Source organism: Burkholderia seminalis DSM 23518 (assembly GCF_902832885.1).
In the GTDB taxonomy this organism is placed as follows: Bacteria; Pseudomonadota; Gammaproteobacteria; order Burkholderiales; family Burkholderiaceae; genus Burkholderia; species Burkholderia seminalis.
In genome coordinates this window covers 46,831-59,580 of record NZ_CADFDK010000013.1, presented here as the reverse complement: position 1 = coordinate 59,580, position 12,750 = coordinate 46,831, and the positions used below count along the sequence as shown (strand labels likewise).

Sequence of the window (12,750 nt, the reverse complement as noted above, 5' to 3'; positions counted from 1 at the left end):
TGCGCGAGGCGGCCATCCCTTCGTTCGCCGCCTCGCCATGGACAAGCTCATTTCCTACGTCGCCGCGATCCACGGGCTCGCGGGCCCGGTGTCGATCGTGTCGCATGTCACGTCGCACGACCGCTGGACCGACGACGACGTCGAGGTCACGCGCGACGAAACCGAATACCGCTTCGACAACGGCGCGATCGTGCGCCGCTCGGTCGAGCAGGACCGCGCGCCGTCCGATCTGCTGTGCGCCGAATGCTGGATCGACTACGACGTGCTCCACCATCCCGATGCGCAACCGATCAGCCCGTCGCGGCTGACGTTCGACAACGCGTGCCGCGAAACCTTCTGGCTGCGCTACCACCTCGCGTGAACGGGTGTCCGGCCGACACCGGCGCTTCGCGCATCGACGAAGCGATCCGGATGTCGAACGGCACCGGCCATGCGCTGTCGTCGGTGTGCACGAACCGCTTCCACCACATCACGCGCTTCGTCACCGAGCTGGAAGTCGGCAGCATGAACGTGCGCGACGTGCCGGGCTCTCGGCTCGAACCGACACCGTTCGGCGGCGTGAAGGATTCGGGGCTCGGGTACGAGGAAAGCGTGCAGGAAGCGATGAAGCGCTTCACGAACGTGACGACGTATTCGCTGCCGCGGTGAGCAGGGCGGGGCAGGGCGCATCGCGCCCGCCCGCCTGCGGCGTCATTGATAGAAGTTGAGCGTGACCATCGCCGAGCGGCCCGGCGCCCACGTCGCGTAGATCGGGTACGCGCTCGCGTAATACTTCTTGTCGAACAGGTTCTGCACGTTCAGCTGCACGTCCATCGTTTTGTTCACGCGCCACGTCGCGGCCGCGTCGAAGCGCGCATAGCCGGGCGTCCACTTCTTCACGGTCGGCGACACCGATGCATAGGTCTTGCTCATCACCGTCGCGCCCGCGCCGAGCGTCAGCTTCGGCATCACGTCGTAGCTCGTCCACAGCGTGAAGCTGTGCTTCGGCACCATCACCATCGGCAGGCCCGAGCCGCCCGGATTGCCGGGGCCCGCATCGACCGTCACCGCATTCAGGTACGTGTAGCCGCCGAACACGTGCCACTTGTCGGTCACGTTGCCGGCGAAACCCAGCTCGGCGCCGCGCACGCGCTGCTTGCCCGCGTTGATCGTGTGGCCGAGGCCGTCGCTGACCTGCGCGTTGGTCTTCTCGGTGTCGAACAGCGCGGACGTCAGCGACAGTTGCTGGTCGATCACGTCCCACTTCGCGCCGACCTCGATGTTGCGCGTGCGCTCGGGCGACAGGTTCTGGTTGTTCGCGGTGATCTGGTCGGTGCCGCCGCCGAGGCCGCCGTTCGAACCGGGCGGGTTCGACGACGTGCCGTACGACGCATACAGGCTCACGGTGCGCACCGGCTTGTACACGAGGCCGAACTGGTAGCTGAACAGGTTCGACGTGTTCGACAGGTCGGCGGCGCCGGCCTGTTTCGCGGTCAGGTCGTAGCGGTCGAAGCGCAACCCCGCGTTGAACAGCCACTGCTCGGTCAGCTTCACCGTATCGAACAGGTACGCCGACGCGGTGGTCGTGCGCGTGTTGGTGGTCGCGCCGGGGAAACCCTTGTCGCCGTTCAGCACGATGTTGCCGGTCCACGGCATGTTCGGGTTCCAGCCGCCGGAAATCGGCGCGCAGAACGCGGGCGACGTGACGCAAATATCGCCGGTGCGCAGGTTCGTGCCCGATGCATCCGTGACGAGGTAGCCCTCGTAGCGGTTCTGCTCCTGGCTGAATTCCACGCCGGCGGTCATCGTATGCTGCATGCCGAACAGGTTGACGCGGCCGGTGATCTCGGTCTGGTTCGCGATGCCGTTCGTCGCGTACTTGCCGCTCTTGGCCTGCATGCCGAGCCGGTCCGGATACCGGGTCGAGATCTGCGGATTCGTCGCCACGTAATCGAGCGTCGTGCGCCCGAACATCGTCGTGTTCTTCAGTTTCCAGTCGTCGTTGAGCTTGTGCTCGACGCGTACTTCGCCGGTGTCGGTCTGCCCGTAGCGGTAATCGCGCGTGTTCAGCCCGAAGAACTGACCGCGGTCGGTCGGCACCGGCGTGCCGCCCGACGCGCGGAACGGCACGCTGAAGTCCGGCATGTCGTACGCGTTCATGTGGTAGTAGCTGACCGTGACCGTGGTCGGCGTGTTCAGCCCGAACACGATCGATGGCGCGACGCCCCAGCGCTTGTTGTACACGTCGTTGCGGCCGGCCTGGTTCGCGTCGTGACCCATCACGTTCAGCCGCACGGCCGTCGTGTCGTTGATCTTGCGGTTCGCGTCGACCGTCGCGCGCTTGTAGCCGTCGGTGCCGAAGCCGATGCTGCTGTTGACGAAATTGTCGTTCTTCGGCGTCTTCGTGACGATGTCGACGCTGCCGCCCACCGAGCCGCGGCCCGCATAGACCGAATCGGGGCCCTTGATCACGCTGATCTGCTCGACCGCGAACGTCTCGCGGTTCTGCAGCCCGGAGTCGCGCATCCCGTCGACGAAGATCGAGTTGCGCGATTCGAAGCCGCGGATCACCGGGCGGTCGGCCGACGGGTTCGCGGCCGCGTCGCCGCCGAGGAACGTGATGCCGGGCACCGAGCGCAGCGCGTCCGCGAACGACGTGACGTTCTTTTCCTTGATCAGCTGCTCGGGGATCACCGTGACCGAGCGCGGCGTATCGAGCAGCGGCGCGGTGAACTTGTACGACGGCGAGCGCTTCACCTGCATGTCCGACAGCGCGGACGACTGGACCGCGATCGTCGGCAGCGTCGCCGGTGCGTCGGCGGCCGGCGCGGGCCGGTCGGCGGCAGGGGCGGGAACGGTAGCGGGTGCGGTTGCGGCGGAAGCGAGCAGCGGTGTCAGGAAAACGGAGCAGGTCAGCGCCGACACGAGGGCACGAGGCCTCGTCTTGAACTGGGCGGGCATATCGGGAAGCAGCGGAAGGTTCGGTGATCGGGTGCGTTTTCTCGATGTGGGCCGCACGGGCCGAAACATCGGAAGACGTCAATGTAAATGCGTATGATTCGCGTTTGCGGTCGCAATTGTACGGATTGGCATCAAATATGTAAACGATCGAAGGGTTGTTGTACGTATCCGGTCAGGCTTTCGTGGGGGCGCGATCACCTTTGCGTCGCGTGCAACACCGCTTTCCATCGTCGGGACGGCGCGCGGCGGCAGCGACTCGCTACACTGCCGTACCGGTTGGACGGGCCCCGGCAATCAAGCCCCGAGCAAGGAGACAAGACACGATGGAGACCCCACGCGCAGCGGTTGTCACATACCGCGGCAACGCGATCGAGAACACGCACGTCGCCCATGTGGCGGTGGTCGATGCACGCGGCAGGCTGCTGGCCCGATTCGGCGATCCGTTCCGGATGACGCTGGCGCGGTCGGCCGCCAAGCCGGCGCAGGCGCTGTCGGTGATCGAGACGGGCGCGCCGGAGCGCTTCGGTTTCGACGATGCGGACATCGCGCTGATGTGCGCGTCGCACAGCAGCGAGGAGCGTCACATCGAACGGACGCGGGCGATGCTCGCGAAGGTGGCCGCGCACGAATCGGACCTGCGTTGCGGCGGCCATCCGCCGCTGTCCGAGGCGGTGTACCGATCGTGGATCAAGCGCGACTACACGCCGACCGGCGTGTGCAGCAACTGTTCGGGCAAGCATGTCGGGATGCTGGCGGGCGCGCGGGCGATCGGCGCGCCGATCGCCGACTACCATCTGCCCGACCATCCGATGCAGGTGCGCGTGAAGCATGGGGTGGCCGATGCATGCGGGTTGCGCGACGACGAGGTCGACTGGGGCATCGACGGGTGCAACCTGCCGACGCCGGCGTTCCCGCTGGATCGCCTCGCGCGTCTTTACGCGTCGCTGGCCGACGGTGCGGACGCGGTGGAAGCGGGCGGCGGCGCGCTCACCGACCGGGTCCGCGCGCTGGCGCGTATCCATCGTGCGATGACGGCCTATCCGGAACTCGTCGCGGGCGACGGGCGCTATTGCACGGTGTTGATGAACGCGTTCGACGGGCAGGTGGTCGGCAAGCTCGGCGCCGATGCGTGCTACGGGATCGGCGTGCGCGCCTCGGAACGCACGCGGCAGCTCGGCGCCGATGGCGCGCTCGGCATCTCGGTGAAGATCGAGGACGGCAATCTCGACGTGCTCTACATGGTCGTCAGCGAAATCCTCGAGCGGCTGCGGATCGGCACGGACGCGCAGCGCGCGCAACTGGCCGGCTTCCACCGGCCGCGGATGCTCAACACGCAGGGCGTCGAGTTCGGGCACGCCACGTTCCCGTTCGAATTGCAGGCGGTCTGAGCGGCGCGGATGCGCCGCTGCCGACGGCCCGCGACCCGGGCCGTGCGCGGCGGCGGGCACATGCCTGCCGGCCGGCGCCGACGTGAACGCGGGCGCGGGCGCTACGTGCGCGCGCCGCGAATCTTCGCCAGCTCCAGCGCCGACAGCTCGCCGATCTGCGCGAGGTGTTCCGCGAGAAAGTCCTTCAGCACGCGCAGCTTCGCCGAGCTGCGCCGGTTCGCCAGATACGCGATGTAGATGTATTCGCCGGTCAGCCGGTTCTGCAGCCGATAGCGCGGCAGCACGGCTTCGAGCCGGCCGCTCGCGAGCAGGTCGCGCACCAGCCAGATCTCGAACTCCGCGATGCCGAGCCCCGCGCAGGTCGCTTCGAGCAGCAACTCGGAATGATCGGTGACGAGATTGCCGGCCGGCAGCACGCTGTGCCGTGCGTTGCCGTTCACGAAATCCCAGCGCGGATCGCCTTCCGGATGCACGTAACGCAGGCAGTTGTGGTGCTTCAGGTCGTCCGGCGACGCCGGGCGGCCGCAGCGGTCGAGATAGCCGGGTGTCGCGCACAGGATGCTGTCGTTGCGCGACAGCCGGTGGACGACCAGGTTGTCCAGGTAATTCTCGCCTTCGTGAATGTCGAGATCGAAGCCGCCGGCCACGAGGTCGTTGTGGTTGTCGGTGAGCCGTACGTCGAGCTGGATGGTCGGATAGCGCGCGAGAAACGGCGCGACCAGCGGCGCGAGATGGCGGCGGCCGAACGCGACCGGCGCGGTGAGCTTCAGCGGGCCGCTCGGCTGCGCATTCAGCTCGGCGACGACGCGCAGCGTGTCGTCGAGATCGGCGATCAGCGTGACCGCGCGTTCCAGGTAGATATGGCCGGCCTCGGTGAGCGTCACGCTGTGCGTCGAACGATGCAGCAGCGCGACGCCGAGTGCGTCCTCGATCGCCGTCACCTTGCGCGCGACGGTCGACGTCGACACGTGCATCTCCTTCGCGACCGCCGAAAAACTCCCCGTTTCGACCACTCTCACGAACGCACGCATCGCGCCCAGGTGATCGATGCCGGTTTCTCTCGCGCCTTTTTTCATTCGCTTCTCGCTGTTGCGTCCCACGCAAAACCGCTTTCGATAATACAGAAGCGAGCTTGTTTTTGCAAAGGCATAGAATGCGAACCCGTCGCGTCGGGAAGCGGCGGACGACGGGCGGCACGAGACACTCAGGAGGGCACGATGACAGAAAGCGGCTTCCGCGTCGAAGCGGATCTTTTAGGTAAACGAAGTATCCCGGCTGACGCCTATTACGGTGTCCATACGCTGCGCGCGAAAGAGAATTTCGACATCACGGGCCGCACCATTGCTTCGCTGCCGTACCTCGTGCTGGCGCTCGCGGCCGTGAAGGAAGCGGCGGCCGACGCCAACTGCGAGCTCGGGCTGCTGCCGCGGCCGTATCGCGATGCGATCGCCGCCGCGTGCGTCGAGATTCGCGAAGGGCGCCTGCACGACCAGTTCGTCGTCGACGTCATCCAGGGCGGCGCCGGCACGTCGACCAACATGAATGCGAACGAGGTGATCTGCAACCGCGCGCTCGAAATCATGGGGCACGCGCGCGGGCAGTACGAATACCTGCACCCGAACGAGCACGTCAATCTCGCGCAGAGCACCAACGACGTCTATCCGACCGCGATCCGCGTCGCGACGTGCTTCGCGGTCGAGCACCTGCTCGAGGCGATGGCGCGGCTGCGCGATGCGTTCGCCGAGCGCGCCGACGCGTTCGCCGGGCTGCTGAAGCTCGGCCGCACGCAGTTGCAGGACGCGGTGCCGATGACGCTCGGCCAGGAATTCTCGACCTACGCGGTGATGCTGACGGAAGACATCGCGCGGCTGCAGGAAGCCGGCTGGCTGATTCGCGAGATCAATCTCGGTGCGACCGCGATCGGCACGGGGATCACCGCGCATCCGCAGTATGCGGAGAAGGCGCTGGCCGCGCTGCGGCGCATCACCGGGCTCGACCTGAGCACCGCGCCGAACCTGATCGAGGCGACGCAGGATTGCGGCGCGTTCGTGCAGGTGTCGGGCGTGCTCAAGCGGATCGCCGTGAAGCTGTCGAAGATCTGCAACGACCTGCGGCTGCTGTCGAGCGGCCCGCGCGCCGGCTTCGGCGAGATCAACCTGCCGCCGGTGCAGGCCGGCTCGTCGATCATGCCCGGCAAGGTGAATCCGGTGATCCCGGAAGTCGTCAACCAGGTCGCGTTCGAGGTGTTCGGCAACGACCTGACCGTGACCTTCGCGGCCGAGGCCGGACAGCTTCAGCTCAACGCGTTCGAGCCGGTGATCGCGAGCGCGCTGTTCCGCAGCTTCAGCCATCTGACGGCCGCATGCACGACGCTGGCGGAGCGCTGCGTGAGCGGGATCACCGCGAATCCCGAGCGGCTGCGCGAAACGATGGAGCGCTCGGTTGCGCTCGCTACCGCGCTGAACCCGTACATCGGCTACAAGCGTGCGACGGCCGTCGCCGCCGAAGCGCACGCCACCGGCAAATCGATCCGCGAGGTCGTGCTGGAACACGCGCTGATGACCCCCGCGCAACTCGACGAGGCGCTGCAACCCGAAGCCCTGATCCGGCCGCGCGTGCTTTGACGCCGGCCGGCGCACGGCCGTACCGAAAGCGCCCCTGAGCGGGGCGCGACACACCAAGAAACAACGGAGACTCTCGATGAAACACACCAGCGAGCGCCCGGCCGATGCGGCCGGCGGCGCGGATTCCCGCCATGCCGATCCCGATGCGATGTTCGCGTCGCACGAAGCCGGCTATGCGAAGCAGTTGAAGCCGCGGCACGTGCAGATGATCGCAATGGGCGGCGCGATCGGCACGGGCCTTTTTCTCGGCGCGGGCGGGCGCCTGCAAAGCGCGGGGCCGGCGCTGGCGCTCGTGTATCTCGTGTGCGGCGTGTTCGCGTTCCTGATCATGCGCGCGCTCGGCGAGCTCGTGATGCACCGGCCGACCAGCGGCAGCTTCGTGTCGTATGCGCGCGAATTCATGGGCGAGCGCGCCTCGTTCGTCGCGGGCTGGATGTACTACCTGAACTGGGCGACGACCGGCATCGTCGACATCACCGCGGTCGCGATCTACATGAAGTACTGGGCCGTATTCACCGACGTGCCGCAATGGGTGTTCGCGCTCGGCGCGCTCGGGATCGTGTCGGTGATGAACATGATCGGCGTGAAGGTGTTCGGCGAGATGGAATTCTGGTTCTCGCTCGTCAAGGTCGGCACGCTCGCGGTATTTCTCGCGGTCGGCGCCGTGTTCCTCGCGAGCGGCCATCCGGTCGCCGGCCAGGCGACGGGGCTTCACCTGGTCGCCGACCATGGCGGGATCTTTCCGCACGGCATCCTGCCGGCCGTGCTGATCGTGCAGGGCGTCGTGTTCGCGTACGCGAGCATCGAGCTCGTCGGCGTCGCGGCGGGCGAGACCGCCGATGCGCGCAAGGTGCTGCCGAAGGCCATCAACAGCGTGATGTGGCGCATTGCGCTGTTCTACGTCGGCTCGGTCGTGCTGCTGACGATGCTGCTGCCGTGGACCGCGTACAGCTCGCACGAAAGCCCGTTCGTCACGTTCTTCAGCAAGCTCGGCGTGCCGTACGTCGGCACGGTGATGAACGTGGTGGTGCTGACGGCTGCGCTGTCGAGCCTGAACTCCGGCCTCTATTCGACCGGGCGCGTGCTGCGCTCGCTCGCGATGGGCGGCTCGGCGCCGCGATTCGTGTCGCGGATGAACGCGCGCGGCGTGCCGTACGGCGGGATCCTGATCACGGTCGCGATCAATGCGATCGGCGTGCCGCTGAACTACATCGTCCCGGCGCAGGCGTTCGAGATCGTGCTGAACATGGCGTCGCTCGGGATCATCACGACGTGGGGTTTCATCGTGATGTGCCAGATCCTGTTCCGCCGCGCGGTCAATCGCGGCGAGATGAAGGCCGTGTCGTTCCGGATGCCCGGCGCGCCGTTCACGTCGTGGCTCACGCTCGCGTTCCTCGTCGCCGTGCTGGTGCTGATGGCGTTCGACTATCCGGGCGGCACGTGGACGATCGCGACGATTCCGGTCGTGGTGCTTGCGCTGGTGGTCGGCTGGAAGCTGACGAAGCGCGGTGCCTTGCGCGAGCAGGCGGTTGCCGCGCCCACAGCCGCGCACGTCGTTGCGGATCCCGCGCGGAACGCGTGACGGCATCCGCCGGGAACGCCGGTCCGTGCTCGGGCCGGCGTTCCCGGTGCGGTCAGTTCAACCCGGTGCGCTCGCCGACCCAGCGGCCGAAGTCGCCCGCCATTTCCGCCGTCAGTTCGTGGCCGGCCGCGTACAGCCGCGTATCGTGCGCGACGCCGAGCGCCGTGAGTTTCGCATCGGCCGTGTCGGCCCAGGCGACCGGCAGCTTGTCGTCGAAGCGGCCGTGGACGATCAACGCATGAAGCGGGCGAAGCGCATCGCGCGGCGCGATCAGCGGATCGATTTCCGGCAGGATGCGCCCGCACAGCACGGCGAACGCGCTGACGTCGTTCGGCGAAGTCAGCCCGACGCCGGCGCTCATGATGCCGCCCTGGCTGAAGCCGGCGATCACGGTCGGCAACGCGGCATCCGCGCCATCCCGCGCACGCAAGGCGCGCAACAGCGTGATCAGTTGCATACGGCTGGCGTCGGCGCGGGCCGCATCGATTTCGGGGCCATTCGGGCCGAAGCGCACCGGAAACCACGCGTGCTGATTGGGGCCGAACGTCAGCGGCCCGCGCAGGAACGCGATTTCGATGCGCGGATCGATCACGCTGGTCACGTTCAGCAGGTTGGTTTCGTTGCCGCCGACGCCGTGCAGCAGCAACAGGCGCGCGGCGGGGCGGCCGGCAGCCGGGCGCAGCCGGTACTGGAGGCCCGAATCGGGGTCGGTGGTCAGCGGCAGGACGTCGGTCATCACGTGGGTCCGGAAAGGGGAACGATGCGACAGTCTAGAGCGGCCGGCGCGGTGAGGGAATCACCGGGATGGCGATTGATTGTTTCCTGATGGGAATGAATCGGGCCGAGGTTCGGATTCGGCGCCACGGCGCGTCGGTCGTGCTCGAACCGGTGCCGCATGACTGGGCATGGCTGACGCCGCTGATCGGCCCGGTCGATGCGGACTTCGAGGCGGCCGCGGCAACGCAGCCGTTCGCGCAGGAGCGCACGAGTCTGGATGTGTTCGAATGAAATTCCTGCTGGATACCCACGCGGTGATTGCCGTTCTCAAAGGCGAGCCGGCCATGCTGGGCCGCCTGCGTTCCTACCAGCCGGCTGATTTCGGGATGCCGGCGATCGTCGCGCACCAACTCTATTACGGCGCGTACAAGAGCCAGCGAGCGGCTGCGAATGTCGCGCGTGTCGAGGCGCTTCAGTTCGAGGTCGTGTCCTTCGATGTCGAGGATGCTCAGCATGCCGGCGAGATTCGTGCGCACCTGATGGCGGCCGGTACGCCGATCGGTCCATACGATGCCTTGATAGCCGGGCAGGCACGCGCCCGGCATCTGGTGCTTGTCACGCACAACGTTCGCGAATTCGAGCGGGTACCGCGACTGCAATTCGAAGACTGGCTTGCCGGGCCGTGCGAACATTGAACGGCCGATCGTGCCGGTTCGACATTCACGAACCTGCGGCGCGAACGCGGCTTCGATTGCAAGAGCTGCCAAAACAAACAGGCTCGTAAATAATACGCAAACGTTTTACCGGCATTCAATAAAATCGATTTTGCGGATCATGAATAAAACAATGAATATCCGCCACTTCAAAAATTCGGCAAATCATGCAGCCATACCTGCATTGGCGGCGCGAAGTTAACGGCCAATCCGGAAAAAACTTTAGGCTTTTCCCGACGCAATTATTCATTGCAATTTCCTCAATGAACGATTGATTTACGGTCATCGGACAGTCATACACCATCCCCGATAATTCGGCGCTCACATTCTTTCAATAGACCAAAGGGCGATCGAAGCCGGATCGCTGCGGGGAGCTGGCCTCATGACCATCCGTCATCGCATTACGCTGCTAGTCGTCCTGACGTTCTTCGCGCTGTCCGCGATCGGCATCTATGCCGTGTACCAGACACGCAAGAGCGCGTCCGAGGTGCGTCAGGTCACCCAGGGCATCGTGCCGAGCGCGCTCGCGTCGGCCGATCTCGTCGCCGACGTGAAGAACATCCAGATCGCGACGATGACGCTCGTCTACGCGCCCGACGCGAACACGGCCGCGCAGGCGCGCGACGAGCTGAAGGCGAAGCAGGCCGCGCTGCGCGCCGCACTCGACGTGCAGGCGAAATCGGCGGTCGGCCATGCGCAGGAGGGCCTCGTCGCGCAGGCGAAGGACAGCGCCGCGAACTATTTCGCGGCGATCGACGACACCGTGAAGATGAAGGCGGACGGCAAGGCCGAGATGGCGCAGGCCTACCTGTTCGCGAACGTCGCGCAGTATCGCGACGAACTCGAGAGCATCGTCGGCACGCTGCGCGTCGAGAAGAACCGCCAGAAGGACGACGCGATCAGCGCGCTGAACGGGATGCTCGCGACGACGGCGACCGCGATCGCGGGCGTCGCCGGCACGGTGATCGTGCTGCTGACTGCGCTCGGCTTCGTGCTGTATCGCCAGATCACGCGCCCGCTGATCGGGATGCAGACGGCGATGAGCGAGATCGCGACGAGCCAGGATTTCACGCGCCGCGTGCCGGTGGGCCGGATGGACGAGATCGGCCATTCGATCGTCGCGTTCAACGGGATGATCGAGAAGATCCAGGAGAACGCCGCGCAACTCAAGCAGAAGACGGCCGACATCCAGGCGATGCTGCAGAACATGCAGCAGGGGATCCTGACCGTCGTCGAAGGCGGCGTCGTGCATGCGGAATATTCGGCGTACCTCGAAACCATCTTCGAGACGAACGACATCGCCGGGCGCGACCTGATGGCGCTCGTGTTCGACGATTCGGCGATCGGCGCCGACGCGCGTTCGCAGGTCGATGCGGCCGTGCATGCGTGCCTCGGCGAGGACAGCATGAACTTCGAGTTCAACGAACACCTGCTCGTCAACGAAGTCGCGAAGCGCATGCCGGACGGCCGCGAGAAGTGGCTCGACCTGAGCTGGTCGGCGATCACCGACGAGACCGACGCGGTCGTGCGGCTGATGCTGTGCGTGCGCGACGTGACCGAGATCCGCGAGTTGACCGCGCAGGCGGGCGAGCAGCAGCGCCGCCTCGAGATGATCGGCGAGATCCTGTCGATCAGCCAGGACAAGTTCCACGACTTCGTGCACAGCGCGAAGGGCTTCCTGAGCGAGAACGAGCGGATGATCCGCCAGCACGAGCGCGCCGATCATTCGATCGTCGCCGCGCTGTTCCGCAACATGCACACGATCAAGGGCAACGCGCGCACGTACAGCCTGCAGCACCTGACGAACATCGTTCACGAGGCCGAGCAGGCGTACGAATCGCTGCGCCGCGCGGACGGCGGCCCCGAGTGGAACCGCGACGCGCTGATGGACGACCTCGCGCGCGTGCGCGATGCCGTCGAACACTACGCGACGATCAACGCGGTCACGCTCGGCCGCGGCGGTGAGCCGGCGCAGGGCGGCGCCGAGTTCCTGATGGTCGAACGCGCGCACATCAGCGAAAGCCTGCGCGTGCTCGACGGCGCCGATCCGGCGAACGTGGCCGACTGGCACGCGGCACGCGATGCCGTGCGCCGCATGCTGAGCCAGCTCGGCACGCAGGGCATCGGCGACGCGCTCGGCGGCGTGATCGAGTCGCTGCCGTCGCTCGCGGCCGAACTCGGCAAGCCGGCGCCCGTCGTGCATGTCGACAGCCACGGCCAGCGCGTGCGCAGCGAGATCGCCGCGACGCTGAAGAACGTGTTCATGCACCTGCTGCGCAACGCGATCGATCACGGCATCGAATCGTCGGAGGAGCGGCGCGCGGCCGGCAAGCCGGCGTCCGGCACGATCGACATCGCGGTCGGCGTGGGCGGCGGCGAGCTGTGGTTCGTGCTCGGCGACGACGGCCGCGGCCTCGCGCTCGACCGGATCCGCGGCATCGCGCGCGAGCGCGGCTGGATCGAGGCCGGCAACGAAGCGGCGCTGTCCGACGAGGATGTCGCCGAGCTGATCTTCCGGCCGGGCTTCTCGACCGCGCAGACGGTGACCGAGGTGTCGGGGCGCGGCGTCGGCATGGACGCGGTGCGCAACTTCCTGAAGCGCGACGGCGGCAATATCGCGCTGCGCTTCACCGACGATCGCGCCGGCGCGCCGTACCGCGCGTTCGAGACGATCGTGTCGCTGCCGGTGCGCTTCGCGGCCGACGGCGCCGCGCACGACGCGCCGCACGAGCAGCGGGCGCGCATCGCGGATATCGGCGCGGCGGAGTGACGACGTGATCGTGCAG

General features: G+C 66.7%; 10 protein-coding genes and 1 pseudogene. 8 read left to right on the top strand and 3 right to left on the bottom strand.

Translation table 11 applies throughout. The features are described 5' to 3' along the window. Nucleotides 1-37: 37 nt before the first annotated feature. Both HWX00_RS29420 and HWX00_RS29415 read left to right on the top strand, forming a co-directional pair. Nucleotides 38-361, top strand: a complete 324-nt coding sequence (locus HWX00_RS29420; RefSeq protein ID WP_034185905.1) for a hypothetical protein — start codon at nt 38-40, stop codon at nt 359-361. 32 nt (nt 362-393) lie between these two features. After that, nucleotides 394-648, top strand: a pseudogene (locus tag HWX00_RS29415) (aldehyde dehydrogenase family protein); the annotation flags it as partial. A 42-nt stretch (nt 649-690) separates the two neighbouring features. Here the strand turns inward: HWX00_RS29415 and HWX00_RS29410 are convergent. Beyond that, nucleotides 691-2,940, bottom strand: coding sequence for a TonB-dependent receptor (locus HWX00_RS29410; RefSeq protein WP_175027894.1), 2,250 nt, complete (start codon nt 2,938-2,940; stop codon nt 691-693). A gap of 323 nt (nt 2,941-3,263) precedes the next feature. On the opposite strand from HWX00_RS29410, the gene HWX00_RS29405 reads away from it, so the two are divergent. Further along, nucleotides 3,264-4,328 carry an asparaginase gene (locus tag HWX00_RS29405; RefSeq protein WP_049028893.1) on the top strand — a complete coding sequence of 355 codons (1,065 nt, stop codon included), beginning with the start codon at nt 3,264-3,266 and terminating at the stop codon, nt 4,326-4,328. A 101-nt stretch (nt 4,329-4,429) separates the two neighbouring features. On the opposite strand, the gene HWX00_RS29400 is transcribed toward HWX00_RS29405, so the two are convergent. Next, complete coding sequence (locus HWX00_RS29400; protein WP_175027893.1) at nt 4,430-5,404, bottom strand: LysR family transcriptional regulator; 975 nt, start codon at nt 5,402-5,404, stop codon at nt 4,430-4,432. 141 nt (nt 5,405-5,545) lie between these two features. Between HWX00_RS29400 and aspA the strand changes: the two genes are divergently transcribed. Beyond that, on the top strand, nt 5,546-6,952 hold the full coding sequence (gene aspA / locus HWX00_RS29395) for an aspartate ammonia-lyase (RefSeq protein WP_034185910.1): 1,407 nt from the start codon (nt 5,546-5,548) through the stop codon (nt 6,950-6,952). 76 nt (nt 6,953-7,028) lie between these two features. Further along, nucleotides 7,029-8,534, top strand: a complete 1,506-nt coding sequence (locus HWX00_RS29390; protein WP_034185911.1) for an amino acid permease — start codon at nt 7,029-7,031, stop codon at nt 8,532-8,534. Between the two features lie 52 nt (nt 8,535-8,586). Here the strand turns inward: HWX00_RS29390 and HWX00_RS29385 are convergent, their stop codons facing one another. Continuing rightward, nucleotides 8,587-9,270: an alpha/beta hydrolase gene (locus tag HWX00_RS29385; protein WP_175027892.1), complete on the bottom strand. Its 684-nt coding sequence runs from the start codon at nt 9,268-9,270 to the stop codon at nt 8,587-8,589. A gap of 68 nt (nt 9,271-9,338) precedes the next feature. Between HWX00_RS29385 and HWX00_RS29380 the strand changes: the two genes are divergently transcribed. The 3 genes from HWX00_RS29380 to HWX00_RS29370 all read left to right on the top strand — a co-directional run bounded on the left by HWX00_RS29380 (nt 9,339) and on the right by HWX00_RS29370 (nt 12,734). After that, a complete protein-coding gene (locus HWX00_RS29380; RefSeq protein ID WP_059558253.1) occupies nt 9,339-9,542 on the top strand; it encodes an antitoxin in 204 nt (67 codons plus the stop codon). Next, nucleotides 9,539-9,946 (top strand): type II toxin-antitoxin system VapC family toxin, encoded by a 408-nt coding sequence (locus HWX00_RS29375; RefSeq protein ID WP_069705083.1) that lies wholly within the window; start codon nt 9,539-9,541, stop codon nt 9,944-9,946. Before HWX00_RS29380 ends, HWX00_RS29375 begins: the two co-directional genes overlap by 4 nt. Before the next feature lie 400 nt (nt 9,947-10,346). Further along, nucleotides 10,347-12,734 carry an MCP four helix bundle domain-containing protein gene (locus HWX00_RS29370; protein ID WP_175027891.1) on the top strand — a complete coding sequence of 796 codons (2,388 nt, stop codon included), beginning with the start codon at nt 10,347-10,349 and terminating at the stop codon, nt 12,732-12,734. Nucleotides 12,735-12,750: the final 16 nt, after the last annotated feature.

Coding starts and splice junctions, on each gene's coding strand:
- HWX00_RS29370 (WP_175027891.1), top strand. CDS start 10,347: ATGACCATCCGTCATCGCATTACGCTGCTAGTCGTCCTGACGTTCTTC.
- aspA (WP_034185910.1), top strand. CDS start 5,546: ATGACAGAAAGCGGCTTCCGCGTCGAAGCGGATCTTTTAGGTAAACGA.
- HWX00_RS29380 (WP_059558253.1), top strand. CDS start 9,339: ATGGCGATTGATTGTTTCCTGATGGGAATGAATCGGGCCGAGGTTCGG.
- HWX00_RS29410 (WP_175027894.1), bottom strand. CDS start 2,940: ATGCCCGCCCAGTTCAAGACGAGGCCTCGTGCCCTCGTGTCGGCGCTG.
- HWX00_RS29405 (WP_049028893.1), top strand. CDS start 3,264: ATGGAGACCCCACGCGCAGCGGTTGTCACATACCGCGGCAACGCGATC.
- HWX00_RS29385 (WP_175027892.1), bottom strand. CDS start 9,270: ATGACCGACGTCCTGCCGCTGACCACCGACCCCGATTCGGGCCTCCAG.
- HWX00_RS29400 (WP_175027893.1), bottom strand. CDS start 5,404: ATGAAAAAAGGCGCGAGAGAAACCGGCATCGATCACCTGGGCGCGATG.
- HWX00_RS29390 (WP_034185911.1), top strand. CDS start 7,029: ATGAAACACACCAGCGAGCGCCCGGCCGATGCGGCCGGCGGCGCGGAT.
- HWX00_RS29420 (WP_034185905.1), top strand. CDS start 38: ATGGACAAGCTCATTTCCTACGTCGCCGCGATCCACGGGCTCGCGGGC.
- HWX00_RS29375 (WP_069705083.1), top strand. CDS start 9,539: ATGAAATTCCTGCTGGATACCCACGCGGTGATTGCCGTTCTCAAAGGC.